Below are 26,874 nucleotides of genomic sequence, written 5' to 3' on the forward strand. Positions count from 1 at the left end.
GCTCGCACGAAGGGAACGCGATGAGAGCAGTAGTGAAGTACGGGGCTCTGACGACCCTCGGCTCCCTGGTCCTGTCGACCCTCGTCGTCGCCCCCGCCGACGGCGCCGATGTCACCAGGGGCAACGCGACTCTCCAGAACGTCACCGCCCGGAGCGCCACAGCCGGGAGCGCCGGCACCAGGCACACCACCCCTGCCGAGGCCCACGGCGTCATCCGTGCCGTCGCACGCGCCACCGGCGCCGGCATCACCTTCGGCGCCTGTCCCAAGGCCGAGAGCCTGCCCGCCCCCATCACCTGCGGCAAGGTCCAGGTCCCGCTCGACTACGCCGAGCCCGACGGCCGGAAGATCAGCCTCACCGTCAGCCGCGTCCGCGGGAGCGGAAAGGCCGGCCAACGGCAGGGAGCCCTGGTCTTCAACCCCGGCGGCCCCGGGGCCTCAGGCATGTACTTCCCGCTGGCCGCCAAGCTCCCCGGGTGGAAGCGGATCGCCAGGGCGTACGACCTCGTCGGTTACGCCCCTCGTGGAGTCGGCCGCTCCGCCCCGCTCTCCTGCGAGAACCCGGCGGATTTCGCCAAGGCCCCCACTCAGTCCCCGGTGCACCCCTCCGAGTCCTACAAACGGGAGCGGATCGCCGAGGCCAAGGCGTACGCCCTGGGCTGTGCCCGTAACGCCGGCGCCGCGCTCCCCCACTACAACTCGCTCAACAACGCCCGCGATCTGGATGTGCTGCGCGCGGCGCTCGGCGAGCGGAAGCTGACCTTCATGGGCGCGTCGTACGGAACGTACTTCGGCGCGCTCTACGCGAAGCTCTTCCCGTCCCACGTACGCCGGATGGTCTTCGACTCCGCGGTCAACCCGGACCCGCGGCAGATCTGGTACGGCAACAACATGGACCAGTCGATCGCGTTCGAGCGGCGCTGGGGCGACTTCCTTACCTGGGTCGCCAAACACAACAAGACGTACCGTCTGGGCGCCAACGCCGAGGCGGTGCGACGCAGTTACGAGAAGGTCCGCGCCGGGGTCGCGCGTGAGCCGGCCGGTGGGAAGGTCGGGCCCGGTCAGCTCCAGGCGGCGATGCTCGGGGCCGGTTACTACGACGACTACTGGGCGAGCCGCGCCTCCGCTCTCGCCGCGTACCTGAAGGGCAATCCCAAGCCGCTGATCTCCCAGGCCGCCCCGAAGCCGGCGGCAGCCGCCGACAGCGAGAACAGCAACGCCGTCTACACCGCGGTCGAGTGCAATGACGCGCCCTGGCCGACGGACTGGAAGGACTGGGACCGCGACAACACCGAACTCGCCCGGATCGCGCCGTTCGAGGCCTGGGACAACGCCTGGATGAATCTCCCGTGCGCCTTCTGGCCCGCGCCCAGGCAGCAGCCGGTGGATGTCCGCACCCGGCCGGGCGAGCTGCCCCCGACACTGATCCTGGCCGCCGAACGCGACGCCGCCACACCGTACGAGGGGGCGCTGGAACTCCACCGGCGTCTCGCCGGATCGGCCCTGGTGACCGAACGGAACGCCGGTACGCACGGGGTCGCCGGTGGCGGGAACGCCTGCGTCACCACGTATGTCGAGAACTACCTGCTGAGCGGAAAGGCACCGGCGCGGCGCACGGAGTGCGCACCACACCCGGAGCCGAAACCGGCGGCGCCCAAATCCGCCAACAGGCTTGTCGACCTGCAAAGAAAGCTCAATCCGGCTCCTCGGTCCTGACGGTAGGGGCGTGATGGGATCAGCGGCTCATGGCACACGCACGCGAACGACGCCGTGCCGCCGGAACCGTGACCCACCACCGGTAACCGGAGTACGGGCCCCGCAGTGCTCTGCGGGGCCCGTACGCGCGGTCAGACGGCAGGCTCGGGGAGCCGGCCGAAGTGTCCGGTGACACGCTCACGCAGGAGGACGTACTCCTCCCAGCGCCGGGGCAGAGGCCCCGGCGGGCGTTTGACGACACGGGCCGCGGTGACGGTCTGGCCGTCGTGGAACTGCTCGCGGGTCAGGTCGAGCTCCACGCCACCGGGCAGCCGATTCCACCAGTGAAACCCATGCTGCTCCCGGCCGCAGTGGACCTCCCCGACCATGAGGTCACCACCGAAGATGTCGTTGACGATCAAAGCCGTGATGTCACAGTGACCCCACGCCGGGTTTCCGGGCCGCCACTCGGCGCGGGCCAGGTCGTCCGGGGAACAGGTGTCGGCGGCCCAACTGGCGCGCAGGGCTTTGTCGATGACCAGCAAGTTCCAAGGAATCATGCCGCCAGCATCGCAGCCGCCACTGACATCGGCGGATCGCCAGGTCTCCTCGGATACTTGTCACTTCGTCGTAGCTTCAGGGCGCAGGGCCGTCTCATCAGCCCAACAGGGCGTCACAGGCAAGGAGTTGAAATGAGCGCACAGGACACGCAGAACGCGCCGGACGCGCCGGACACGAAGCACGCGCCGGACACGCCGGATACACCGGACACGGCCGAACAGCTGCGGGCGATCAGTGACGAGGTGTCGGACCGTTTCTACGAGCGGGCCGACGTGGTGCGGACGCTGATGGTGACACTGCTGGCCGGGCAGCACTCGTTGGTGCTCGGCCCGCCAGGAACGGCGAAGTCCGAGATGGCCCGGGAGCTCACGGGCAGAATCGAGGGGGCGGCCTACTGGGAGATCCTTCTGTCGAAGTTCACCGCGCCGACACGGATGTTCGGTCCCATCGATGTCGCCGCACTGGCCAGGGGCGAGTACCGCCAGGTCTACGACGGCCGCGCCACGACCGCGCATGTCGCGTTCATCGACGAGATTTTCAAGTGCTCCACGGCGGCGCTGAACGAGACGTTGGGCTACCTCAACGAGCGGATATACCACCCCGAGAGCGGCGGCGAGCCGATCCGCTGCCCCCTGATCGGGGCCATCACCGCGAGCAACGAACTGCCCGGCGGAGAGGATTCGGCCGCGATCTACGACCGGCTGCTGGTGCGGATCGAGGTCGGATACCTGGCAGACCCCTCGAACTTCGCCGCACTGGTCCGCTCCGCCGTCAGCCGCCCGGCGGCACCGGCACGGACCACCATCGAGCTGGCCGCCTTGCGGCACGCCGTGACCGAAGCCGTCCCGGCCGTGGAGGTCCCCGACGTGATCGTGGACGCGGTGTGCACGCTGCGGGCCGCCCTGCGCCGCAAGGAACTCGTCGCCTCCGACCGCCGCTGGCGCCAGGCGGTGGGCCTGCTCCAGGCGTCCGCGTACCTCGACGGCCGCCCGGCGGTCGCCGCGACCGACCTGTCGGTGCTGACCCACGTGCTGTGGGACTCCCCGGCCGAGCGCCCGACCGTCGAGCGCGAGGTGCTGCAACTGGTCAACCCCGACGCCAAGGAGGCTCTCGACCTGGCCGACGCGATCGAGGAGCTGGAGGCCCAGCTCGACGCCATGGCCGGGCAGTCCCGCGAGGCGCTCAGCGAGTGGGTCATCAAGAAGGCCCACAACAAGCTCGCCATGGCGGGAAAGCGGCTGGAGAAGCTGCGTGGGGAGGCGGCGGGCGCCGGCCGCTCCACCGCCGCCATCGACCGCGTCACCGGCCGCCAGCGCGCCGTCCGCGCCCGCGTCCTCACCGAGGCCCTCGGCATGGACGCGAGCATGGTGCAGGCCCAGCTCTGAACACCGGGGGACCAGGACCATGGGCAACACACCGAGGAAGCTCAACGAGCTGGCGGCCCCGGCCGGGAAGTGGCTGGGCCTGTCCGCCGCCGCTCCCGAGCGGCACACCGCGGCCGTGGTCGCGGACCGGTTCGAGAAGATCGCATGGCGCGACACCTACGAGCAGTCGGCCGGACTGCGCGAGCTGGCCGAGGAGTTGAACAAGCGGTACGACTGCACCACCGACCTCCTGACCGACATGTTCCTGGCCGCCTACAAGGTCGGCCCGCCGCTGCGCGAACGCTCGGAGATGGACCCCACGCGGCTGGTCAACCATCAGGTCATCACCTCGCTGGTGAAGTCGGTGGAGTTCGCCGAGCTGCGCCGGGAGACGGTCGGCGACCCGTACGCCGCCGCCATGGCCGTGCTCGCCCAAGCCACCGCGCTGCGCCGGATCCTGGAGGGCTCCCGGGATGCCCAGGAACAGACCGGGCGGGCGAAGACGGCCCAGCAGGACGCAGACGACGCGGCGACCGCCGTGGGCGAGGCGCTCCGGCAGGCCGCCGACGTGGCCGACGAGGACGGCACCGTACCGGCCCCGGCCGCCGACGCCGTACAACAGGCGATCGAGGCCGCCAAGGCCGTCGACACCGCCGCTCAGCAGGCCGCCCGGGACGCCGCGCAGGCCCTCGCGGCGGCGGCCCCCGGCATCCGTGCCGGCGCGCGGAACGCGGCGGCGAAGGCCGCCGAGGCCGTACGGGAGGAGGCCGCGCTGATGCGGGCATGGGGCGTCGCTCCCGGCGAGTTGGAGCGGATGCCCTTCGAACGGCGTGCCCGGCTCGCGGAGCGGCTGCACACCAGCCGTCTCGCGCAGTGGGCCGGGCTGATCGGCCGTTTCCGGCAGATGGCCGGCGGCGAGCGCGCCCGCAAGGTGGAGAACTCCACCGGAGAGCTGGTCGGCGTCACGCTCGGAAACGACCTCTCCCGCGTCATCCCCTCCGAGCTGACCAACCTCGGCCTGCCCGAGCTGCGTGCGGTGTTCGCCGCGCGCTACGCCGCCGGGGAGCTGATGCTCTACGACAGCCAGGGAGAACAGACCACCGGCCAGGGCGCCATCATCGCGTGCGTGGACACCTCGCACTCCATGTACGAGGCAGGGCCCGGCGGAGTCACCCGGGAGGCGTGGGCCAAGGCCTGCGCCCTGGCGCTGCTGGATCAGGCCCGTCATGCCAAGCGTGACTTCGTCGGCATCCTGTTCTCCGCCGCCGACAAGATCCAGATCTTCCGCTTCCCGGCCGGCGAGCCCGCCGGCATCGCCCGGGTGCTCGACTTCGCGGAGACCTTCCTCGGCGGCGGTACCAGCTACCAGAGGCCACTGACAGCGGCCGGTGAACTGCTGGAGGAGGAGTTCAACGACGCGGCCCGCGCGCGAGGCGACATCGTGATGATCACCGACGACGAATGCGGCGTCACCGAGGAATGGATGCGCGGCTGGAACGAGGCCAAACACCTGCTGGGCTTCCGGGTCTTCGGCGTGGCCATCGGCGCCCCACGCGCCGCCGAAGCCGGCTCGGTCCTGGAGGCCCTGTGCGACAACCTGCGCTCCATCGACGACCTCACCGATGTCCACGCAGCCGCCGACCTGTTCCGCGTGATCTGACCCGGTCTCAGCGACCTCGCAGGCAAGGTGGGGTGTGCTCTCGGGGGAGCATCGACCCGGGTTCCATCGGCCGCGATCGACGCGGAACGAGCCAGAACGGGGAAGAACGAGATTCTTCCCCGCAAGTCGCCACGTTCCGCGAGCCGGCGGCCGATGGGAACCCGGAGCCGAACCCGGTGTCGCTGGACGACCGGTCGAACAGCTGGAAGCTGCCGACGATCATCTGATCTTCCGGGCGGGATGGCCGGGTTCGCTCGTACGGAGCGGTCCCGGTCACCAAATCCACATCCCTCCAGCCTCGCACAGATACCCGCCCGCGTGCACACCAGCGCGGAGGGCTTGGGGGTCCTTACGGGTCCTTACCGGTCCTTACGCCAGTCCCGCCACGAGGTCCGCCACCGACTTGCGACGGCCGGTGTAGAACGGGACCTCTTCCCGCACGTACAACCGTGCCTGGGAGGCCCGCAGATGGCGCATCAGGTCGACGATCCGGTACAGCTCGTCGGCCTCGAACGCCAGAATCCACTCGTAGTCGCCGAGCGAGAACGACGCCACGGTGTTGGCGCGTACGTCCGGGTAGCCGCGGGCCATCTTGCCGTGGTCCGCGAGCATGTGGCGCCGCTCCTCGTCGGGCAGCAGGTACCAGTCGTACGAGCGCACGAAGGGGTAGACGCTCACATAGTCGCGGGGCGACTCGTCGGCCAGGAAGGCCGGCACGTGCGACTTGTTGAACTCGGCGGGACGGTGCAGCGCCATGTTCGACCAGACCGGCTCCAGCGCCCGCCCGAGCCGGGTGCGGCGGAAGCGGTTGTACGCGTCCTGGAGCTCGTCCGCGGTCTCCGCGTGCCACCAGATCATGACGTCGGCGTCGGCGCGCAGCCCGGACACGTCGTACGTCCCGCGTACGGTGATGTCCTTGGCGCCGAGCTGGTCGAACAGCTCCTGGACCTCGTCCGCGTAGCCGGTCCGGTCCTCGGGCAGCACGTCGCGCAGCTTGAAGACGGACCACAGCGTGTAGCGGATGACCTCGTTGAGGTCCTTGGCCTTCTTGCCCGCGTTCGCGGTCTTCTCTGGAGCAGCAGTCATGGGGCTATTCTCCCGCGCCTCGGCCGGTGCCCCGCGCCAGGGTCGACGTGGCGATGATCTCGTCGGCGGCCCGCCGCGCACTCGCGATACAGGCCGGGATGCCGACGCCGTCGTACGCCGCACCGCAGACCCGCAGTCCGGGCAGCTTGGCGACCGCCTCGCGGACCCGGGCGACGCGCTCCTGGTGGCCGACCGGGTATTGCGGCAGACCGGCGATCCAGCGGGTCACCTCGGTCGCCACCGGCCTCGCGGAGAGCCCGACGGCCTCGCCGAGGTCGCGCAGCGAGACGTCGACGAGATCGGCGTCGTCGTGGTGCAGCCGCTCCTCGTCTCCGTACCGGCCGATGGAGGTACGCAGGACGAAGAGGTCGGGCGCGGCGTCCGCGACCCAGCCCCACTTACGGGTGGAGAAGGTCGACGCCTTGATCGTGCGGCCGTCGACGGGCGGTACGAGGAAGCCGCTGCCCTCGGGGATCGTGGTGAGGTCGCGGCGCCGGAACGCCATCGTCACCAGGGCCATCGAGGCGTACTCGACCTCGGCCAGTTCGGCGGAGGCGGCCGGGGACTCGTCGGAGAGCAGTGCGGAGGCGGACCACGCGGGGGTCGCCAGGACCACGCCGTCGGCCGTCAGGATCCCCCGGTCGGTACGGATCCGCCAGCCGTCGGCGGCGGAGGCACCGCCCGTGTCCTCAAGGCCGTGGGGGCGGGTGAGGCCGAGGACGGGCGTCTCCATGAGGATCTCGCCGCCCGCTGCCCGTACGGCGTCCGCGACGGCGCCGGGCAGCCGGCCCACGCCGCCCTCGATGCCCGCGAAGACGGCGCCGGCCGCGCCGGCAGGCTGCCGCCGCGCCGCTTCCGCCGTCTTCGCCTGGACCGCCCGGACGCCCTCCAGCAGTGAGCCGTGGGTCCTGGCGGCGTCGAAGAGCTGCGGGACGGCGGACTTCATGGAGATGCGGTACGCGTCGCCCGCGTAGACCCCGCCGAGCAGCGGCTCCACCAGCCGGTCGACGACCTCGCGGCCGAGGCGCTCCGCGACGTACTCGCCGACCGAGACGTCGTCGCCGATCTCGGTGGGGGCCAGTTCCGGCTCACGGGCGATCCGGGCGAGGCCCTCGGCGGAGAGCAGCCCGGCGAGGGCGGCGGGATCGCCGGGCACGCCCATCACATGGCCCTTGGGCATGGGCCGCAGCTCGCCGCGCGTCCAGACCGAGGCGGTGGTGGCGGTGGGCGGCTGGAGCAGCTCGCCGAGCCCGACGATGTGGGCCAGATCGACGGCCTCGGGGCGGCGCGCGAGCATCGATTCGGCGCCGAGGTCCACGGGAGCGCCCTCGATCTCCCCCACCCGGAGCTTTCCGCCGAGCCGGTCGCCGGCCTCCAGCACGGTCACCCTGATCCCGGCGCCCAGCAGCCGGTGTGCGGCCGCGAGACCGGCGATTCCGCCCCCGATGACCACGACATGGCCCGTATGCGTGTCCACGTGCTGCGCGCTCGACTCCATGCCCCCACTCTCTCAAACCGGCGCCGGGCCGACCGGGGCGCGTGCCGGCTCCCGTACCGAGCCCCCTACCGAGCCCCGTGCCGACTCCCGTACCGAGTCCTGACCGTGACCTCTTCGGAACCGGAAATGAGCAACCCGCACAGGGGCCCCGCACGTCGAACCGGCGCCATTGCAAGAGATCTGTCCCAGGGGGGCCATCATGCGTGCGATGCCGGCGCTTGCCGCAGCACTTCTCACCGCCTCACTCGCGCTCGCGGGTTGCTCCGCGAGCGGCGAACGAAGCGCCGCGTCGGACGGCGCGGCGAAACCGGCGCAGGACCGGCAGGAGGGCCTCGCGAGTGCCGGGTCGGGGGCCGACAGCGCCCCGTCGGCGGCGCCCGGCGGCAAGGGGGAAAAGGCGGAGACGTCCGCACCGGCCGGGACCCATGTGATCCGCACCGCCCAGCTCACCGTGCGTGTCAAGAACACCCAGAAGGCGCTCACCACGGCACGTGACGCGGCCGAGAAGGCCGGCGGTCTCGTGCAGAACGAGTCCACCGAGCGGGTCGAGGACGACCATGTGATGTCGAGCGTCGTGCTGCGCGTGCCACAGGACTCGTACGACTCGGTCCTGGCCGAACTGGCGGGCACCGGCACCCTGATAGCGCGCCAGAGCGAGGCCAAGGACGTCACCGACCAGGTGGTCGACGTGAACAGCAGGGTCGCCTCGCAGCGGGTGAGCGTGGACCGCGTACGGAAGTTGATGGACCGGGCCACCGATCTCAGCGATGTGGTGGCGTTGGAAGGGGAGTTGAGCACCCGCCAGTCGGCGCTGGAGTCGCTGCTCGCCCAGCAGGCATCCCTCAAGGACCGCACCACTCTGGCCACCATCACCCTCGAACTCACCGAGACCCCGGCCTCGGAGGAGGAGCAGGAGAACGAAGGCCCGGGGTTCCTGGACGCGTTGGGCGGCGGCTGGGACGCGTTCACCGCGACCCTGCGCTGGATCACCGTGGTACTCGGCGCGGTGGTGCCGTTCGCCGCCGCGCTGGCCGCGCTCTACCTACTGTGGCGGCTGATACGCGGCCGGCTGCGCCGACGGGCCGCACCGTCGGCCACGCCCGTCACGGCCGACGAAGGGGGGCCGGCGGCCGAGAGCGCGGCCGGGCGGGACTGACCCCGGACGCCCGCGTAGCGTTCCCTTCGGACACGGACATGACCAACGTGGACATGACCGACGCGGACACGACCGAGGGGACGCGCAATGGCGGCAGAGCGCTTGGTGGTCATCGGCGGCGATGCGGCGGGCATGTCCGCCGCATCGCAGGCCCGCCGGATGAAGGGTCCGGAGGAGCTGGAGATCGTCGTCTTCGAGCGCGGCCACTTCACCTCGTACTCCGCGTGCGGCATCCCGTACTGGGTGGGCGGCGACGTACCGTCGCGCGACGACCTGATCGCCCGTACGCCGCGGGAGCACCGCGAGCGCGCCATCGATCTGCGGATGCGCACGGAAGTCGTGGAGATCGATCCGGCGGGCAGGGTCCGCGCCCGCGACCTCTCCAACGGCACGGGGAACGGTACGGAGAGCTGGACGCACTTCGACAAACTGGTCGTCGCGACGGGTGCGCGCCCGGTACGGCCCGCGCTGCCCGGGATCGACGCGCCGGGCGTGCACGGGGTGCAGAACCTCGACGACGGCCAGGCGCTGCTGGACACCCTCGCCGGTACGGAGCGCGGCCGAGCGGTGGTCGTCGGCGCGGGCTACATCGGTGTGGAGATGGCGGAGGCGCTGCTGAAGCGCGGCTACGAGGTCAGCGTCGTCCACCGCGACGCGCAGCCGATGGCCACGCTCGACCCCGGCATGGGGCGGCTGGTCCACGAGGCGATGGACGGCATGGGCATCACCACCGTGGGCGGTGCCGCCGTCACCGGGATCCTCACCGGTGCGGACGGCCGGGTGCGAGCCGTGGCCACCGAGGACGCCGAGTATCCGGCCGATGTCGTCGTGCTCGGCATCGGCGTCGAACCGGAGACGACCCTGGCCCGCGCCGCGGGACTGCCCGTCGGACCGCACGGAGGGCTGCTCACCGATCTCTCGATGCGGGTGCGCGGCCACGAGAACATCTGGGCGGGCGGCGACTGCGTCGAGGTCCTCGACGTCGTCTCGGGCACCACCCGCCACATCGCGCTCGGCACGCACGCCAACAAGCACGGCCAGATCATCGGCGCGAACGTGGGCGGCGGCTACGCGACCTTCCCCGGTGTGGTCGGTACGGCCGTCAGCAAGGTCTGCGACCTGGAGATCGCCCGCACGGGCCTGCGGGAGAAGGACGCCCACCGGGCGGGCCTCCAGTTCGTCACCGCGACCATCGAGTCCACCAACAGCGCCGGCTACTACCCGGGCGCGGCCCTGATGACGGTGAAGATGCTCGCGGAGCGCCGTACGGGCCGACTGCTGGGCGCCCAGATCGTCGGCCGCGAGGGCGCCGCCAAGCGCGTGGACATCGCGGCGGTCGCGCTGACCGCCGGCATGACGGTGGAGCGGATGACGACACTCGACCTCGGCTACGCCCCGCCGTTCTCTCCGGTCTGGGACCCGGTCCTGGTCGCCGCGCGGAAGGCGACGACGGCGGTGCGGGAGGCGGGGATCTGACCCGCCTCCCCGGCGGCTTCGGGGCTAGGGTCTTTCGTTTGGATCAGGCCGGATCAGGGAGCGGGGTCTGGTGCCGTGGATCGCAAGGCGGAGGAGTGAGGCGACGCGGAGCGTCGTGGAGTGACGACAACGCGGCGAGGCGCGGTGCCAGGGCACGCGAGCCCGGCAAGATCCAAACGAGAGGCCCTAGCGGACGGTCTTCGTCTGCACGTACTCCACGAGCCGGCTCAGTGCGTCCGGATCCATGCTCGGCAGCACCCCGTGACCCAGGTTGAAGACATGGCCCTCCAGGCCGGCCGCCGCGTCCAGTACCTCCTGGGCCTTGGCCTCGACCACTTCGGCCGGGGCGAAGAGAACGGCCGGGTCGAGGTTGCCCTGGAGCGCCTTGCCGGGGCCGACCCGGCGGGCCGCCCCGTCCAGCGGCACGCGCCAGTCGACACCGACGACATCCGCGCCGGCCTCGCCCATCAGCCCGAGCAACTCGCCCGTACCGACGCCGAAGTGGATACGCGGCACGCCGTACGGGGCGACCGCGTCGAAGACCTTGGCCGAGGCCGGCAGGACGGAACCGCGGTAGTCGGCGGGGGCCAGCGCGCCCACCCAGGAGTCGAAGAGCTGTACCGCGCTCGCGCCCGCCTCGATCTGCACCTTCAGGAAGGCGGCGGTGATGTCCGCGAGCCGGTCGAGCAGGTCCGCCCACAGCTCCGGGTCGCCGTACATCATCGCTTTGGTGTGCTCGTGGTTACGGGACGGGCCGCCCTCCACGAGATAGCTCGCCAAGGTGAACGGCGCACCGGCGAACCCGATGAGCGGAGTGGACCCCAACTCGGCCGTCAGCATGCCGATCGCCTCGGTGACGTACCAGACGTCTTCCGGCGTGAGGTCGCGCAGCCGGTCGAGATCGGCGCGCGTGCGGATCGGCTCGGCGACGACGGGACCGACACCCGGCTTGATGTCGAGATCGAGACCGATCGCCTTGAGCGGGACGACGATGTCGCTGAAGTAGATCGCGGCGTCGACCTTGTGACGCCGTACGGGCTGGAGCGTGATCTCGGTGACCAACTCGGGCCGCATGCAGGACTCCAGCATCGGAATCCCCTCGCGCACCTTCAGGTACTCCGGCAGCGAGCGCCCCGCCTGCCGCATGAACCAGACCGGCGTGTGCGGCACCGGTTCGCGTCGGCACGCCTTCATAAAGGCCGATTCGTACGTCTTCGTCTGCTGGCCCGAAGGGCGGTCAATGGCGCTCACGCCCAGAATCTTCGCATGTACGGGGAAGCAGCCGCCCCGGCCCGGGTGTCCCTCCCTGCGCGAGACGCGCGTTCCGCCTACTCTTCCCCGCATGGCTGCGGCTCAGGGACAGTTTTCCGATCATTCCAACGGCACCGAGGGAACGGGCAGCGCGGAGGGGGGCTCCGTCCCGTCCGCGTTCCGGACGGCGGTCGAAGCACTGCGGGCGGCGCGGCTGCGCCCCGAGATCGAGATCGACCCGACCCCGCCGCCGAAAAAGCTGGCGCCGTACGCGTACGCCCTGGAGGCGGCGGCCGTCGACGGCGAGGACGACCTCGCGGACGGCCGGCTCATCCTGCTGCACGACCCGGCCGGGCACGACGCCTGGCACGGCACTTTTCGGCTGGTGACGCTCGTACGGGCGGAGCTGGAGCCGGAGATGGCCGTCGACCCGCTGCTGCCCGACGTGTGCTGGTCCTGGCTGACGGGCGCGCTGGAAGCGCGCGGACTGTCGTACGGCGAGGCGAGCGGCACCGTCACCCGCGCGGGATCGCACTACTTCGGCGGCCTGTCGGAACGCCGGCCCGCGACACAGATCGAGATCCGGGCGTCCTGGACGCCGCGCGAGGGCCTGGGCTCGGTGCCCGACGCGGCGGCACACCTGGCGGCCTGGTGCGATCTGCTCTGCCAGGTCGCGGGGCTGCCGCCGGCCGCTCCCGGGCCACTCACCGGGCCCGGCGACCCGGGACCGGCCGCGGGCGTGGTGTCACTGCCGCAACGACGCGGCCCCCAGGCCCGCTGAAGCACCCACGCTCCGCGACCCCGGCGCGGCGTTCCGGCTTCCCCTGCTCCGGCTGTTCCCGCTGTTCTGGCTATTCCGGCTGTTCCGGGCGCCGCGCCTCGACATCACAGGCGCCCTGATGACTCTTCACGCACCGCCACAGCGCGCCCTCCGTACGCCCTCGCCGTGGGGACCAGCCGTAGGGCGCTCGATCACCCGTCCTAATTGCCCGAATTGTTACTCACCAAATCGTGATCATTCTCTAAAGGCGGGCGAGGTTGCTGCCGAAGAGGTCAATGACCCTTCAAGCACGGATCGCCCCGGCTTCATCCCCCGAGCCGGCTGCGTCCCGCACCTTCCCCAGGAGGCCTGGTGTCCGTTCTCCTCGAGCAGCCCGCAAGCCTGGTCGCCTACCGCCCGAACAAGCCGACGGCCATGGTCGTCGTGGCCGACCCACGCGTCCGCTCCACCGTCACCCGCCACTTGTGGGCCCTTGGAGTACGTGACGTCATCGAGGCGTCGTCCATCGCGGAGGCACGCCCCCGCGTCGGCAACCCGCGCGACATCTGCGTTGCCGACGTCCACCTGCCCGACGGTTCCGGGCTGACCCTGCTGTCCGAGACCCGAGCCGCGGGCTGGCCCAACGGCCTCGCCCTCTCCGCCGCCGATGACATCGGCGCGGTGCGCAACGCCCTCGCGGGCGGCGTCAAGGGATATGTCGTCACCGGCACACGTACGAATATCGGCCACCCCACCCGCCCCGGCGCCGCCCCCATCGGCGCGGGAGCACGGATGCACCGCCGCCCCCCGGGCGCCCCGAGCCACCCGGGCGGCTACCGCGAGCTCTCCGGCCGTGAGGTCGAGGTGCTCAGGCTCGTTGCCGAAGGCCAGTCCAACAAGGCCATCGGCGTCTCCATGGGGCTGTCCGCACTGACCGTCAAGAGCCACCTCGCCCGTATCGCGCGCAAGCTCGGCACGGGTGACCGGGCGGGGATGGTCGCCGTGGCCCTCCGTACCGGCATCATCCACTGACCGCTTCTCACCCCCACCGCCCGCCGACGGAACGTTCCGTCGGCGGGCGCCTTCCGTTCACCGATACCCTTGACAGGTGACCGACGCCCAAGAGACCGCAGCAGACCCAGCACTGCGAACCACCGGGGGCGCTCCCCCGGACGACGTCGAATCGGCGCCGATCCCCTTGTTGGAGCCCCGCGAAGGCATTCCGCCGGTGGTCGCCACCGATGACGCGCTCGCCGAAGTGATCGCGGCGTTCGCCGCAGGCACCGGCCCCGTGGCCGTCGACGCCGAGCGCGCGTCCGGCTACCGGTACGGCCAACGCGCCTACCTCGTCCAGCTCCGCCGCGAAGGCGCGGGCACCGCGCTCGTCGATCCGGTCGGCTGCCCCGACCTCTCCGGCCTCGGTGAGGTCCTCGCCGACACCGAGTGGATCCTGCACGCCGCCACCCAGGATCTTCCCTGCCTGCGCGAAATAGGCATGATGCCCACCCGGCTCTTCGACACGGAGCTGGCCGGCCGGCTGGCGGGCTTCCCCCGGGTCGGCCTTGGCGCGATGGTCGAGAACGTCCTCGGCTACGCGCTGGAGAAAGGCCACTCCGCCGTCGACTGGTCGACCCGCCCGCTCCCCGAACCCTGGCTGCGTTACGCGGCACTGGACGTCGAGCTGCTCGTCGACCTGCGGGACGCACTGGAGAAAGAGCTGGACCGGCAGGGAAAGCTGGACTGGGCCCACCAGGAGTTCGACGCGATCGCCTCGGCCCCGCCCGCGCCGCCGCGCAAGGACCCGTGGCGCCGGACGTCCGGAATGCACAAGGTACGGCGCCGCCGTCAGATGGCCGTCGTACGGGAACTGTGGACCACCCGCGACAAGGTCGCGCAGCGGCGTGACATCTCACCCGGCAAGGTGCTGAGCGACACGGCGATCATCGAGGCGTCGCTGGCCCTGCCGGTGAACGTGCACGCGCTGATGGCACTGCCCGGCTTCGGCCACCGGATGGGGCGGCGCCAGCTGGAACAGTGGCAGGCTGCGGTCGACCGGGCCAGGGCACTGCCGGACACCGAGCTGCCGCAGCCCGGCCAGCAGGTCTCCGGCCCGCCGCCGCCGCGATCCTGGGCGGACAAGGACCCGGACGCGGCCGCACGGCTGTCGGCGGCCCGCGCGGCGGTCTCGGAGCTGGCGGAGCGGCTGAACATGCCGCAGGAGAACCTGATCACGCCGGACACGGTGCGGCGGGTGTGCTGGGAGCCGCCGCAGGAGCCGACGGAGGCGAGCGTGGCGGAGGCGCTGGGTGCGCATGGGGCGCGGGTGTGGCAGGTGGAACAGGTGGCGCCGCTTTTGACTCGGGCGTTGTCGGCGTCTTCGTCGGCCTGAGCGGTGTCGCCGTCCGGCGGTTCGCCTCCCGGCGGTTCGCCTCCCGGCGGGGGGCCGTGGTCGCGGGTGCGGGGCGCCGTCCGGCGGTGGGCCGTGGTCGTGGTCGCCGGTGCGGGGCGCCGTCCGGCGGGGTGCGGTGTGTGGTGGGTGCGGGGGCCGCGGCCTCCGGAGGCGCATGTCCGGACTGCATGATTTACGCCGCGTGCACGTTTCGTGGTCGGGTGCGGGCCGGTGTGCGGCACAAATCACGCTCTACGTCCGGACACGTCACCTCCTGCGACCCCGTCCCCCTCCCGCCGGATCCCCGTCCGCGGGCCGCCTCCTGGTTCCGTACGGCCGCCCTCGGTGGGGATCTCTGCCCCGGCCCGGTGGTGTGGGGCTGGGGTGGTCTCTCCGCCCCGGGCTGGTGGGGTGAGGTGGGGGCTGAGGTTGGGGTGTGGGTGCGGGTCTGGGGTGGGGGTGCCTGGGCGTTCTGGTGGTGTCGTCCGCCGGCGAGTGAGCCGAAGGGGCGCGTCGCTGTCGTAAGGGAGAGCGCGCGCAGGCCCCGAGGAACGAGGGGGCGAGCACGGTCGACCGTCGACAGCGGCTTGCAGCGCCCCGGAGGCGAACCGAGCCCAAAAAAGAAGGCAGCGCGCGGCGGTGCCGAAACGTCCTCCTCCGCACCGAGTCTGTTGAACCTCAGCCCCCCTCTCCCGGCCCCGGAGGCGAACCGAGCCTCAAAAAAATATAGAGGGGCTGGGCAGCGTGGTTACTCGTAAGTAGCATGGGGGTGGGAGCGCGCCATCGGTGTGCCCCGGAGCAGTGCCGTCCCGCACCTGGAGGAGAGCCATCGTGCCTCGTAACGTCAGGGATGTCGTCTTCGTCGACGGCGTCCGCACCCCGTTCGGCAAGGCGGGCCCGAAGGGCATGTATCACGAGACTCGCGCCGACGATCTCGTTGTGAAGGCGATCCGGGAGCTGCTGCGCCGCAACCCGGACCTCGATCCCGCCCGTATCGATGAGGTCGCGATCGCCGCGACCACGCAGATCGGTGACCAGGGCCTCACGCTCGGGCGGACGGCGGGGATTCTCGCCGGGCTGCCGCAGTCCGTGCCCGGGTACTCGATCGACCGTATGTGCGCGGGCGCGCTGACCGCTGTGACGAGCACCGCGGGCTCCATCGCGTTCGGCGCGTACGACGTCGTCGTGGCCGGCGGTGTCGAGCACATGGGCCGGCACCCGATGGGTGAGGGCGTCGACCCGAATCCGCGTTTCGTGTCGGAGAAGCTGGTCGACGACTCCGCGCTGTTCATGGGGATGACGGCCGAGAATCTGCATGACCGGTTCCCGCATCTGACGAAGCGGCGTGCCGACGAGTACGCGGTCCGGTCGCAGGAGAAGGCGGCCAAGGCGTACGCGAACGGGCTGATCCAGCAGGATCTGGTGCCGGTCTCCATCCGGCGTACCAACGCCGAAGCGGGCGAGACCGGTTGGGGTCTGGCCACCGCCGACGAGCCGATGCGTCCGGGCACCACGCTGGAGTCGCTGGCGGGGCTCAAGACTCCGTTCCGGCCGCACGGCCGGGTGACGGCGGGCAACGCGGCGGGGCTCAACGACGGCGCCACGGCCTCGCTGATCGCGGCCGAGGACTTCGCGCGTGAGCAGGGGCTGCCGGTCAAGATGCGGCTCGTGTCGTACGCCTTCGCGGGCGTCGAGCCCGAGGTGATGGGGTACGGCCCGATCCCGTCGACCGAGAAGGCTCTCGCCAAGGCGGGTCTGTCGATCTCGGACATCGGCCTGTTCGAGATCAACGAGGCCTTCGCGGTACAGGTGCTGGCCTTCCTGGACCACTACGGCATCGCGGACGACGACGCGCGTGTCAACCAGTACGGTGGCGCCATCGCGTTCGGCCACCCGCTGGCCTCCTCCGGCGTACGGCTGATGACGCAGCTGGCGCGGCAGTTCGAGGAGCGGCCGCAGGTCCGTTACGGGCTGACCACCATGTGCGTCGGCTTCGGTATGGGCGCGTCGGTCATCTGGGAGAACCCGCACTTCGACGGAGGCAACAAGTGACTACCGCTGAACTCCTGAAGGGCGCGGCCGAGCTCTTCCCCGGTGAGGTCGTGACGCAGGCGCACGTACGCCACCTCGAACTCCCGGCGGGGGCGGGCAGGTTCGCCCTCATCACGTTGGACAACGGCCTGGATCACACCAAGCCGACCACCTTCGGTCCGCAGTCGCTGGCGAATATCGACGCCGCCATCGACCAGGTCGAGAAGGAGGCGTCGGAGGGCGAGATCGTCGGTGCGGGTGTCACCGGCAAGCCGTTCATCTTCGCGGTCGGCGCGGACCTCAAGGGTGTGGAGCTGCTGGGGCGCCACGAGGACGCGCTGGCGATCGGCAAGGGTGGCCACGAGGTCTTCAAGCGGCTGGCCACGCTGGCCGTGCCGACGTTCGCGTACTACAACGGCGCGGCGATGGGCGGCGGTGTCGAGATCGGGCTGCACTGCCAGTACCGCACGGTGTCCGCCGCGCTGCCCGCGTTCTCGCTGCCCGAGGTCTTCCTGGGCCTCGTACCGGGCTGGGGCGGTTGTGTGCTGCTGCCGAATCTGATCGGCGCCGACCGCGCGGTCTCGGTGGTCATCGAGAATTCGCTGAACCAGAACAAGCAGCTCAAGGGGGGTCAGGTTTATGACCTCGGGATCGCCGACGCGCTCTTCGAGGGCGCGGACTTCCTGGAGCAGTCGCTGATCTGGACCGCGTCCGTGCTGAAGGGCGAGCTGGCGGTCGAGCGTCCCGAGGTCGACCGGGGCGAGGCCTGGGACCAGGCGGTGGCGCGTGGGCGGTCCGTCGCGGACTCCAAGGTGCACGGCGCCGCTCCGGCCGCGTACCGCGCGCTCGACATCATCGCGGCCGCCAAGGACGGCGACCTCCAGGCGGGCTTCGACGCCGAGGACCGGGCGCTGGCGGATCTGATCATGGGCGGTGAGCTGCGTTCGGGGATCTACGCCTTCAACCTGGTGCAGAAGCGCGCCAAGCGGCCGGCGGGTGCCCCCGACAAGTCGCTGGCCCGGCCGGTCACCAAGGTCGGTGTCGTCGGCGCGGGTCTGATGGCCTCGCAGCTGGCGCTGCTCTTCCTGCGCCGCCTTGAGGTGCCGGTCGTTCTCACGGACATCGACCAGGAGCGCGTGGACAAGGGTGTCTCGTACGTCCACGCCGAGATCGACAAGCTGCTGCTGAAGTCCCGTATCAACAAGGACAAGGCGAACCGGCTCAGGGGCCTGGTCTCGGGTGTGCTGGACAAGGCCGAGGGCTTCGCGGACGCCGACTTCATCATCGAGGCCGTCTTCGAGGAGATGGGCGTCAAGCAGAAGGTGTTCGCGGAGGTCGAGGCGGTCGCTCCGGCGCACGCGATCCTCGCCACCAACACCTCGTCGCTGTCGGTCTCCGAGATGGCGTCGAAGCTGAAGAACCCCGAGCGGGTCGTCGGCTTCCACTTCTTCAACCCGGTCGCGATCCTGCCCCTGCTGGAGATCGTGCGCGGTGAGCGGACCGACGACGCGTCGCTGGCCACGGCGTTCGGGGTGGCGAAGAAGCTCAAGAAGTCGGCGGTACTGGTGAAGGACGCCCCGGCGTTCGTCGTCAACCGCATCCTCACCCGCTTCATGGGCGAGATCCAGAACGTGATCGACGAGGGCACCCCGGTCGAGGTGGCGGAGCGCGCGGTGGAGCCGCTGGGGCTGCCGATGTCTCCGCTGGTGCTGCTGGAGCTGGTCGGCCCGGCGATCGGCCTGCATGTCTCCGAGACCCTGCACGGGGCGTTCCCGGAGCGCTTCACGGTCTCCGAGAACCTCGCGGCGGTCGTCAAGGCGGGCAAGCGGGGCTTCTACGTGTACGACTCCGGGCGGCCGGAGCTTGACCCGGAGGTCGCCGCGCTCCTCAAGCAGGGCGATGTCGTCCTCACGGAGGAGCAGACGCGCGAGCGCGTGCTGGACGCGGTGGCGCAGGAGATCGGTCTGATGCTGGACGAGGGTGTCGTGGCCGAGGCGCAGGACATCGACCTCTGTCTGCTCACGGGCGCGGGCTGGCCCTTCCATCTGGGCGGCATCACGCCGTACCTGGACAGGGCGGGTGTCTCGGAGCGGGTGAACGGCAAGCCGTTCCTGGCGCCGGGCGTGGCGAGCGTGCCCGCGTAAGGCTGGTACGGCGAACGGGCCGGTACGGAAGTCCCCTTCCGTACCGGCCCGTTCGCGGTGAGGAGAGGCGTCGTGAGGAGAGGCGTCGCGGAGTCAGATCCGGGTCCATGCCTCCAGCGCCAGCCCCGGCTCCTCCTTCTGCCTCGCCACCCGTAGCGTGCCGTCCTCGCCGAGCGCCGCCAGCACCACCCTGCCCTCGCCGTCCAGCGCCAGGGCCGGTGCGCCGACGCAGTGTTCACCGGTGCGGGTCCAGTTGAGGCCCGCCTCCTCGGTCTCCGTCGGATAGGCGGCGATGTGCGGGTGACCGTCGGTGCCGCGCTGGGCCAGGATCGTGCAGTCGAGGCCGTCGACCGGGGTTCGCAGCACGCCGAGCGGGCCGGTGCCCCGGCCGCCCAGCCGGGAAGGCTCCGCGCCCGGCCGCCAGGCGCGGACCGTGCCGTCCTCCGCGTCGCGCCAGAAGTGGGTGAGGCGGTCACCGGCGGTGCGTTCGGCGCCGATCGTGCCGGGGGCGACGGCGCCCGCCGGTTCGTCCTCGGCGCGTTCCAGCTTCGCGTCGGGCTTCTCCCGGATCCAGCGGACCATGGTGCCCGGCGCCGGCACGAGGAGCTCGATCCGTCCGCCGTCGGTCACGGCGGCGGCCGCCTCGCCGGTCAGTGTCGTACCGTCGGGATCGGCCCCGCCCCAGGGCTGCCAACGGCCGGTCGGTGACTGGTTCTTGGCCGAGAGACCGCCGTTCGCGTTGCGCAGGAACAGGTGCACCGAGCCGGTGGTGTCCAGTACGGCGGACGGCAGCCCGATCCGCTCCCCTTTCTCCCGGTCCTTGCCGTGCGGGTTTCCCAGCGACTGCCAGTCCCGCAGCGGACGGCCGGTCTGGAACTGGATCGCGTGCACGAGATCCGTGTCGCCCGGCCCGTCGGCGCGTGGTCGTTTCCGTAATCCCAGCAGGTGGACGTAGCCCTCGGCGCTCCGCGCGACGGACAGGTACGGCAGCAGCCCGCGGGCGGCCAGCAGATCGGGCCCGGACCAGTGGGGGCCGCCCACTCGGGTCTCGGTCCAGCGGAGTACCCCGTCGGCCGTCGGGGCGTAGGCCGTGAGCCTGCCGTCCTTGCCGCGCAGCAGCCAGCCGGTGGTCGGCGGGAGGGACGTGTACGGAGGGGGCGTGGGAGGCGCCTGTGCCGCTTCGGCGGCGTTGCCTTCGGTGTCGCCCGATTCCTCGGACGTCCGTCCCGACCTCGGTGTCATGGCCCGCTGCCGCCTTCCTGAGCGCAGGAAACCCGGAGGCCGATGGTACTAGGACCTGTCTGACAGACAGGTCCGTCCGTCGGCGGGGCGGCTGGTCGTCCCCGTGGCGCGGGCGTTGTGGCACGCTGCTGAGGTGCGGATTCAGCTGATTGTCGACGCGGCGAATGTGGTCGGTTCCGTCCCCGACGGCTGGTGGCGCGACCGGCGCGGGGCCACAGAGCGGCTGCGCGACACCTTGGTGCCGTACGCCGAGCGGGGAATCGCCGGATGTCCGGGGCCTGTTGAGGTCGTGCTGGTCGTGGAGGGCGCGGCCCGGGGTGTGGAGTCCGTGCCGGGGGTACGGGTCGAGCCGGCGGACGGCAGCGGGGACGACCGGATCACGGAGCTGGCCGCGCGGGCGGCGGCGGACGGTCCGGGGTGTGTCGTCGTCACCGCCGACCGGGAGCTGCGCCGGCGGGTGGAGGAGTACGGCGCGCGGTGCGCCGGGCCGAGAGCCGTGCGCCCGCCGCCGGGCGAGGGTACGTAGAGGACCGGGTCTCCCGGGGTCAGCCCTCCTTGCCGACGCGGCTGTGGCTCCGCCCGTACACGAAGTACACGACGCAGCCGATGACCATCCAGATGGCGAAGCGCAGCCAGGTCTCGGCGGGCAGGTTGAACATCAGCCACAGCGAGGCGAGTACGGAGACGATCGGCAGGTAGGGCACCAGCGGGGTACGGAAGGCGCGCGGCAGGTCGGGGCGCGTCCGGCGCAGGATGATGACGCCGAGCGCGACCACGATGAAGGCGAACAGCGTGCCGATGTTGACCAGTTCGGCGAGTTCCTCGATGGAGGTGAAGCCGGCGACGACCGCCACGATCAGCCCGAGGAGGATCGTGGAGCGGTACGGCGTACCGAACTTGGGGTGGACCTGGGAGAAGGTCCTGGGCAGCAGTCCGTCGCGGCTCATCGCGAAGAACACCCGGGTCTGGCCGAGCAGCAGGATCATGCAGACCGAGGTGAGCCCGACGGCCGCGCCGAAGCTGATCAGCCCGGCCCAGACGGGGTGGCCGACCGATTTGAAGGCGTCGGCGAGCGGGGCGTCCACCGACAGTTCGGTGTATTTCTGCATACCGGTGACGACGATCGAGACGGCGACGTACAGCCCGGTGCAGATGAAGAGAGAGCCGAGGATGCCGCGCGGGACGTCGCGTTGCGGGTTACGGGTCTCCTCGGCGGCGGTCGCGACGACGTCGAAGCCGATGAAGGCGAAGAAGACGACGGCCGCGGCGGTGAAGATGCCCAGGACGCCGAAGTTGCTGGGGGTGAAGCCGAACATGAGCTGGACGATCGGGGCGGCCAGTCCGCTGCCGCCGGAGGTGGGCTCGGACGGCGGGATGAACGGCTTGTAGTTGGAGCCGGTGATGAAGAACGCCCCGACGATGATCACGAGGAGGACGACGGTGACCTTGATGGCGACGATGACGGTCGTGACGCGCGAGGACAGCTTCACCCCCGCGATGAGGACGCCGGTCAGGATGAGCACGAGGAGGAAGGCGAGCAGGTCGAAGCCGAACTTCCCGTCGTGGGTGCCGGACAGGTAGTCGGGCAGGCTCCCCCCGGCGTTGCCGATCAGGGAGCGCATGTACCCGGACCAGCCGACGGCGACGACCGCGCAGCCCAGGGCCAGTTCCAGGACGAGGTCCCAGCCGATGATCCAGGCGGGCAGTTCACCGAGCGAGGCGTACGAGAAGGTATAGGCGGATCCGGCGACCGGCAGCGTCGAGGCGAACTCCGCGTAGCAGAGGGCGGCCAGGCCGCAGACGACACCGGCGACGACGAAGGCGAGCGCGGTGGCCGGGCCGGCTGTTTGCTTGGCCACGACACCGGTCAGGACGAAGATGCCCGTACCGATGACGACGCCGACGCCGAAGACCGTCAGGTCCAGGGCGGAGAGGGTCTTCTTGAGCGCGTACTCCGGTTCCTCGGTGTCGCGGATCGACTGCTCGACGTTCTTGGTGCGGAACATGCCCTTGCTGACTGGTCCCGGGTCCTGTCGCGTGCTCACCGGCGTACCTCCGTATGCGCGTTCATCCGGCAATGATCGAGAGGTTGCGGCGGCCAGGTACCCGCTAACGGGGCATTTCACACGTATGGGCCGGTCGGTCCGCCCTGTACGGGTGGTCCGACCGGCCCATCGGCAGTCGTGTCGCTGTCCCCAGGATGTGCCTGAGGTGGTGTCCGAGGACGGTCCGCTCAGTCGCGGGCCACATCGGTGGGTGAGTCCTCCAGTTGGCCGTCCAGCTTCGCGACCAGGCCGGTGACCTGGCGCGCGATGTCCGGTGCGGTCAGCCCGATCTCGGCCATGACCTCCTTGCGGGAGGCGTGGTCGAGGAAGCGCGGCGGGATTCCGAAGTCCCGCAGCGGTACGTCGACGCCGGCGTCGCGCAGCGCCTGGGCGACGGCGGAGCCGACACCTCCGGCACGGCTGTTGTCCTCGACGGTGACGACCACGCGGTGCTGCTCGGCGAGCGGGGCGAGTGCCTCGTCGACGGGCTTGACCCAGCGGGGGTCCACGACCGTGGTCGTGATGCCCTGCTTGGTAAGGAGGCCGGCGATCTCCAGGCACATCGGGGCGAGCGCGCCGACGGAGACCAGCAGGACGTCGGCGACGCCCTCCTCGGCCCTGCGCAGCACGTCCATGCCGCCGATCCGGCCGACGGCGGCGACCGCCGGGCCGACGGCGCCCTTGGAGAAGCGGACCACGGTCGGGGCGTCCTCGATCTCCACCGCCTCGCGCAGCTGGGCCCTGACCTGGTCGGCGTCGCGCGGGGCGGCGATCCGCAGCCCCGGCACGCACTGGAGGATCGACATGTCCCACATGCCGTTGTGCGAGGCGCCGTCCGTGCCGGTGATGCCGGCCCGGTCCAGGACGAACGTCACACCGCAGCGGTGCAGGGCGACATCCATCAGGACCTGGTCGAAGGCGCGGTTGAGGAAGGTCGCGTAGACGGCGAAGACCGGGTGGACGCCGCCGGTGGCGAGGCCCGCCGCGGAGACCGCGCCGTGCTGTTCCGCGATGCCGACGTCGTACACCCGGTCGGGGAACGCCTTCGCGAACTTGTCCAGACCGACCGGCTGGAGCATGGCCGCCGTGATCGCGACGATGTCCTCGCGCTCGGTGCCGAGCTTGACCATCTCCTCGCCGAAGACCGAGGTCCAGTCGGTGCCCGAGGAGGCGATGGGCAGTCCGGTGTCGGGGTGGATCTTGCCGACGGCGTGGAAGCGGTCCGCCTCGTCCTGGAGGGCGGGCTGGTAGCCGCGGCCCTTCTCGGTGATGCAGTGCACGATGACCGGGCCGCCGAAGCGCTTGGCGCGCAGCAGCGCGGACTCCAGGGCTTCGATGTCATGGCCGTCGATCGGGCCGACGTACTTCAGCCCGAGGTCCTCGAACATGCCCTGCGGGGCGATGAAGTCCTTGAGGCCCTTCTTCGCGCCGTGCAGGGTGCCGTAGAGGGGCCTGCCGACGACCGGAGTGCGCTCCAGGAGGTCCTTGCCGCGGGCCAGGAAACGCTCGTAGCCGTCGGTGGTGCGCAGGGTCGCCAGGTGGTTGGCGAGACCGCCGATGGTCGGCGCGTACGAGCGCTCGTTGTCGTTGACGACGATGACGAGCGGGCGGTCCTTGGCGGCGGCGATGTTGTTCAGCGCCTCCCAGGCCATCCCGCCGGTCAGCGCGCCGTCACCGATCACCGCGACCACGTGGTCGTCCTTGTCGAGGACCTCGTTGGCCTTGGCGAGGCCGTCGGCCCAGCCCAGCACGGTGGAGGCGTGCGAGTTCTCGATGATGTCGTGCTCGGACTCGGCGCGGGACGGGTAGCCGGAGAGGCCGCCCTTGCTCTTGAGCTTCGAGAAGTCCTGACGGCCGGTGAGCAGCTTGTGCACGTACGACTGGTGACCCGTGTCGAAGAGGACCTTGTCGGCCGGGGATTCGAAAACACGGTGCAGGGCGATGGTCAGCTCGACGACACCGAGATTGGGGCCGAGGTGGCCACCAGTTCTGGATACCGCGTCCACCAGGAATGTCCTGATTTCTCCGGCCAGCTGCTCCAGCTGCTCCGGGCCGAGCCGGTCCAAATCGCGCGGTCCCCTGATGTGGGTCAGCAACGCCACCCGTGCCTCCTTGCAATTGAGCTGGTCGAGCATGCCGATCCGCCGAGTCTAATGTTTCGTCCCCCTGCTCCGTCAGTGGGCCGTGAGTTGTACATCACCTGAACGGCTGTATGTAGGTCATATGGACGGCAGACAGAATCCGGCCGTGCTCAGAGGGCTCGGGCCCGGACTCGGGCCCGGACTCGGCCCCGTATCCGAACCCGGACATGGCTGTGCCCGGCGCCCGGGTCCGGGTGCCGGGCACAGCCGCGCGAACCGGCGTCAGGCGCGGCCCGCGGTCTTCTGGGTCTTCCGGGTGACGGAGTCGATGACGACGGTGGCGAGCAGCACACCACCGGTGATCATGTACTGGGTCGGGGTCTCGATGCCTTCCAGGGCCAGTCCGTACTGGATCGATGTGATGACCATGACACCGAGCAGCGCGTTCCAGGTGCGGCCCCGGCCGCCGAAGAGGCTGGTGCCACCGATGACGGCCGCCGCGATGGCGTTCATCAGCAGGTCGCCCGTGCCGGCGCCCTGGTTGGCGGCGGCGATCTTGGAGGCGATGAAGAGGCCGCCGATGGCCGCGAACGTACCGGCTATCGAGAAGACCGACACCCGGATCAGCGTGACGTTGATACCGGCGCGGCGGGAGGCCTCGACGCTGCCGCCGAGGGCGAAGACCTTGCGTCCGTAGGTGGTGCGGCGCAGCACGAAGTCGGTTCCCACGAGCACCAGCAGGAAGATGACCAGCGCCAGCGGCAGACCCTTGTACTGGTTGAACATGAACGCCGCCGCGAAGGCCACGACCGCGAGGACGGCCGTACGCAGCACGGTCTCGCTGACCGGGCGGGACGGGACTCCGGCCGCCTCCCGGCGGCGGTTCTCCAGGAACGAGGTCAGGAAGAACACGACGACCGCGACGACCGCGAGGCCGTAGGCGGCCGCGACATCGCTGAAGTAGTACGTGGTCAGCTGGGAGACCAGACCGTCCGAGTCCAGGTTGATGGTGCCGTTGGAGCCCAGCACCTGGAGCATGAAGCCGAGCCAGAAGAGCAGTCCCGCCAGGGTGACGGCGAACGCGGGCGCGCCGACCCGGGCGAAGAAGAAGCCGTGGATCGCGCCGATGACGGCGCCGCTGGCGATGGCGATCACCACGGCCTGCCACTCGTTCATGCCGTGCGTGACGCTCAGTACGGCGAAGATCGCGCCGGACACACCACTGACCGAGCCGACCGACAGGTCGATCTCGCCGAGCAGCAGCACGAAGACGATACCGACGGCGATCATGCCCGTACCGACCATGGCCACGGAGATGTTGCTGAGGTTCTCCGCGGAGAGGAAGTTCGAGTTCAGGCTCTGGAAGACGAAGCAGATGATGAGCAGACCGACGATGACCGGGACGGAGCCCAGATCGCCGGCGCGCATCTTGCGCCCGAACTCCGACAGATAGCCGGCGAATCCCTGTTCGCGTACGAGCAGCCGCGGGTCGACGGCGGTGACCGCGCCGTCCGCGGCGGCGGGGGCGTCCACCGGGGCGGGGATCTTGCCGAGAGAGGCCTTGCCGTCGGCGCCGTTGCCGCCGGGGCTCTTGCCGGGGTCCTTGTCGAGCGACGTGGAGGTCTTGTCCGTACTCACTTCTGAACCTCCACGGTGCGCGACGCGCGGCGGGTCACGGCGTTGTCCGTGGCTCCGGTGATGGCGGCGATGATCTCTTCCTGCGAGGTGGTCGCGACGTCGAAGACGCCGTTGTTCGTGCCCAGCCTGAGCACGGCCACCTTGTCGGCGACGGCCTTGACGTCCGCCATGTTGTGGCTGATGAGGAGCACGGCGAGACCGCGCTCCCGCAGCCGCTCGACCAGGTCGAGCACCTGGGCGGTCTGCTCCACGCCCAGGGCCGCGGTGGGCTCGTCGAGGATGACGAGCTTCGGCTCGCCGAGCATCGACCGGGCGATGGCCACGGTCTGCCGCTGGCCGCCGGAGAGCGAGGCGATCGGGATACGGACGCTGGGTATGCGGATCGACAGCGTGGTCAGCAGCTCGCGTGAACGGCGCTCCATCTCGACCTCGTCGAGGACACCCCACCTGCGGAGCTCACGGCCGAGGAAGAGATTGCCGACGACATCGATGTTGTCGCACAGGGCGAGGTCCTGATAGACGGTCGCGATGCCCAGGTTCTGGGCGTCGTGCGGCCGGCCGATCGAGACGGGCCCGCCTTCCCACTCGATGACGCCTTCATCGATGGGGTGCACGCCGGCGATGGTCTTCACCAGCGTGGATTTCCCGGCGCCGTTGTCGCCCACGAGGGCGACCACCTCACCGGAGTGGACCTCAAGCTCTACGTCGGTGAGCGCCTGAACGGCACCGAATCGCTTGGAGACCCCGCGCAACGCCAGCACGGGCGTAGCGGTCACGTGAACCAACTCCTTCGCCGCC

At 70.7% G+C, this 26,874-nt stretch carries 20 protein-coding genes; 11 read left to right on the plus strand and 9 right to left on the minus strand.

The genetic code is table 11. The features are described from left to right. Nucleotides 1-20: 20 nt before the first annotated feature. Nucleotides 21-1,715 (plus strand): alpha/beta hydrolase, encoded by a 1,695-nt coding sequence (locus ACIQD6_RS19210; RefSeq protein WP_401884030.1) that lies wholly within the window; start codon nt 21-23, stop codon nt 1,713-1,715. A gap of 131 nt (nt 1,716-1,846) precedes the next feature. Here ACIQD6_RS19210 and ACIQD6_RS19215 read toward each other — a convergent pair whose 3' ends face one another. After that, nucleotides 1,847-2,254 carry a hypothetical protein gene (locus tag ACIQD6_RS19215; protein ID WP_401884032.1) on the minus strand — a complete coding sequence of 136 codons (408 nt, stop codon included), beginning with the start codon at nt 2,252-2,254 and terminating at the stop codon, nt 1,847-1,849. Nucleotides 2,255-2,386: 132 nt separating this feature from the next. On the opposite strand from ACIQD6_RS19215, the gene ACIQD6_RS19220 reads away from it, so the two are divergent. After that, nucleotides 2,387-3,640 carry an AAA family ATPase gene (locus tag ACIQD6_RS19220; RefSeq protein ID WP_401884034.1) on the plus strand — a complete coding sequence of 418 codons (1,254 nt, stop codon included), beginning with the start codon at nt 2,387-2,389 and terminating at the stop codon, nt 3,638-3,640. A 19-nt stretch (nt 3,641-3,659) separates the two neighbouring features. After that, on the plus strand, nt 3,660-5,279 hold the full coding sequence (locus tag ACIQD6_RS19225) for a VWA domain-containing protein (protein ID WP_401884036.1): 1,620 nt from the start codon (nt 3,660-3,662) through the stop codon (nt 5,277-5,279). 369 nt (nt 5,280-5,648) lie between these two features. Here ACIQD6_RS19225 and hemQ read toward each other — a convergent pair whose 3' ends face one another. Both hemQ and hemG read right to left on the minus strand, forming a co-directional pair. After that, nucleotides 5,649-6,365, minus strand: a complete 717-nt coding sequence (gene hemQ, locus ACIQD6_RS19230; protein WP_401884038.1) for a hydrogen peroxide-dependent heme synthase — start codon at nt 6,363-6,365, stop codon at nt 5,649-5,651. 4 nt (nt 6,366-6,369) lie between these two features. Beyond that, nucleotides 6,370-7,863 (minus strand): protoporphyrinogen oxidase, encoded by a 1,494-nt coding sequence (gene hemG, locus ACIQD6_RS19235; RefSeq protein ID WP_401884040.1) that lies wholly within the window; start codon nt 7,861-7,863, stop codon nt 6,370-6,372. Between the two features lie 199 nt (nt 7,864-8,062). On the opposite strand from hemG, the gene ACIQD6_RS19240 reads away from it, so the two are divergent. Together ACIQD6_RS19240 and ACIQD6_RS19245 are read left to right on the plus strand one after the other, a co-directional pair. Next, on the plus strand, nt 8,063-9,019 hold the full coding sequence (locus ACIQD6_RS19240; RefSeq protein WP_401884041.1) for a DUF4349 domain-containing protein: 957 nt from the start codon (nt 8,063-8,065) through the stop codon (nt 9,017-9,019). Between the two features lie 87 nt (nt 9,020-9,106). Then, a complete protein-coding gene (locus tag ACIQD6_RS19245; RefSeq protein WP_401884042.1) occupies nt 9,107-10,495 on the plus strand; it encodes an FAD-dependent oxidoreductase in 1,389 nt (462 codons plus the stop codon). 186 nt (nt 10,496-10,681) lie between these two features. Here ACIQD6_RS19245 and hemE read toward each other — a convergent pair whose 3' ends face one another. Next, nucleotides 10,682-11,746 (minus strand): uroporphyrinogen decarboxylase, encoded by a 1,065-nt coding sequence (gene hemE, locus ACIQD6_RS19250; RefSeq protein ID WP_401884044.1) that lies wholly within the window; start codon nt 11,744-11,746, stop codon nt 10,682-10,684. A gap of 91 nt (nt 11,747-11,837) precedes the next feature. Here hemE and ACIQD6_RS19255 point away from each other — a divergent pair, with 91 nt between their 5' ends. From ACIQD6_RS19255 to ACIQD6_RS19275, 5 genes are all read left to right on the plus strand, one after another. Then, nucleotides 11,838-12,527, plus strand: a complete 690-nt coding sequence (locus tag ACIQD6_RS19255) for a DUF3000 domain-containing protein (RefSeq protein ID WP_401884046.1) — start codon at nt 11,838-11,840, stop codon at nt 12,525-12,527. A gap of 351 nt (nt 12,528-12,878) precedes the next feature. Continuing rightward, nucleotides 12,879-13,538: a LuxR C-terminal-related transcriptional regulator gene (locus tag ACIQD6_RS19260; protein ID WP_401884048.1), complete on the plus strand. Its 660-nt coding sequence runs from the start codon at nt 12,879-12,881 to the stop codon at nt 13,536-13,538. A 76-nt stretch (nt 13,539-13,614) separates the two neighbouring features. After that, nucleotides 13,615-14,895, plus strand: coding sequence for an HRDC domain-containing protein (locus ACIQD6_RS19265; RefSeq protein WP_401884050.1), 1,281 nt, complete (start codon nt 13,615-13,617; stop codon nt 14,893-14,895). Between the two features lie 831 nt (nt 14,896-15,726). Beyond that, nucleotides 15,727-16,947 (plus strand): thiolase family protein, encoded by a 1,221-nt coding sequence (locus ACIQD6_RS19270; protein ID WP_401884052.1) that lies wholly within the window; start codon nt 15,727-15,729, stop codon nt 16,945-16,947. Next, nucleotides 16,944-19,070 carry a 3-hydroxyacyl-CoA dehydrogenase NAD-binding domain-containing protein gene (locus ACIQD6_RS19275; RefSeq protein ID WP_401884054.1) on the plus strand — a complete coding sequence of 709 codons (2,127 nt, stop codon included), beginning with the start codon at nt 16,944-16,946 and terminating at the stop codon, nt 19,068-19,070. The genes ACIQD6_RS19270 and ACIQD6_RS19275 overlap by 4 nt, the downstream gene beginning before the upstream one ends. A gap of 93 nt (nt 19,071-19,163) precedes the next feature. Here ACIQD6_RS19275 and ACIQD6_RS19280 read toward each other — a convergent pair whose 3' ends face one another. Next, complete coding sequence (locus ACIQD6_RS19280; protein WP_401884055.1) at nt 19,164-20,312, minus strand: hypothetical protein; 1,149 nt, start codon at nt 20,310-20,312, stop codon at nt 19,164-19,166. A 133-nt stretch (nt 20,313-20,445) separates the two neighbouring features. Between ACIQD6_RS19280 and ACIQD6_RS19285 the strand changes: the two genes are divergently transcribed. Next, nucleotides 20,446-20,838 carry an NTP pyrophosphohydrolase gene (locus tag ACIQD6_RS19285; RefSeq protein WP_401884057.1) on the plus strand — a complete coding sequence of 131 codons (393 nt, stop codon included), beginning with the start codon at nt 20,446-20,448 and terminating at the stop codon, nt 20,836-20,838. 19 nt (nt 20,839-20,857) lie between these two features. Here the strand turns inward: ACIQD6_RS19285 and ACIQD6_RS19290 are convergent, their stop codons facing one another. From ACIQD6_RS19290 to ACIQD6_RS19305, 4 genes are all read right to left on the minus strand, one after another. Then, nucleotides 20,858-22,318, minus strand: a complete 1,461-nt coding sequence (locus ACIQD6_RS19290) for an amino acid permease (protein ID WP_401884435.1) — start codon at nt 22,316-22,318, stop codon at nt 20,858-20,860. Nucleotides 22,319-22,545: 227 nt separating this feature from the next. After that, nucleotides 22,546-24,492, minus strand: a complete 1,947-nt coding sequence (dxs, locus tag ACIQD6_RS19295; protein ID WP_401884059.1) for a 1-deoxy-D-xylulose-5-phosphate synthase — start codon at nt 24,490-24,492, stop codon at nt 22,546-22,548. A 228-nt stretch (nt 24,493-24,720) separates the two neighbouring features. Next, nucleotides 24,721-26,076 carry a sugar ABC transporter permease gene (locus tag ACIQD6_RS19300; RefSeq protein WP_401884061.1) on the minus strand — a complete coding sequence of 452 codons (1,356 nt, stop codon included), beginning with the start codon at nt 26,074-26,076 and terminating at the stop codon, nt 24,721-24,723. Beyond that, complete coding sequence (locus ACIQD6_RS19305) at nt 26,073-26,861, minus strand: ATP-binding cassette domain-containing protein (protein ID WP_401884063.1); 789 nt, start codon at nt 26,859-26,861, stop codon at nt 26,073-26,075. Before ACIQD6_RS19305 ends, ACIQD6_RS19300 begins: the two co-directional genes overlap by 4 nt. Between the last annotated feature and the right edge of the window lie 13 nt (nt 26,862-26,874).

It is taken from the genome of Streptomyces sp. NPDC088400 (assembly GCF_044753355.1).
Taxonomy (GTDB): domain Bacteria; phylum Actinomycetota; class Actinomycetes; order Streptomycetales; family Streptomycetaceae; genus Streptomyces.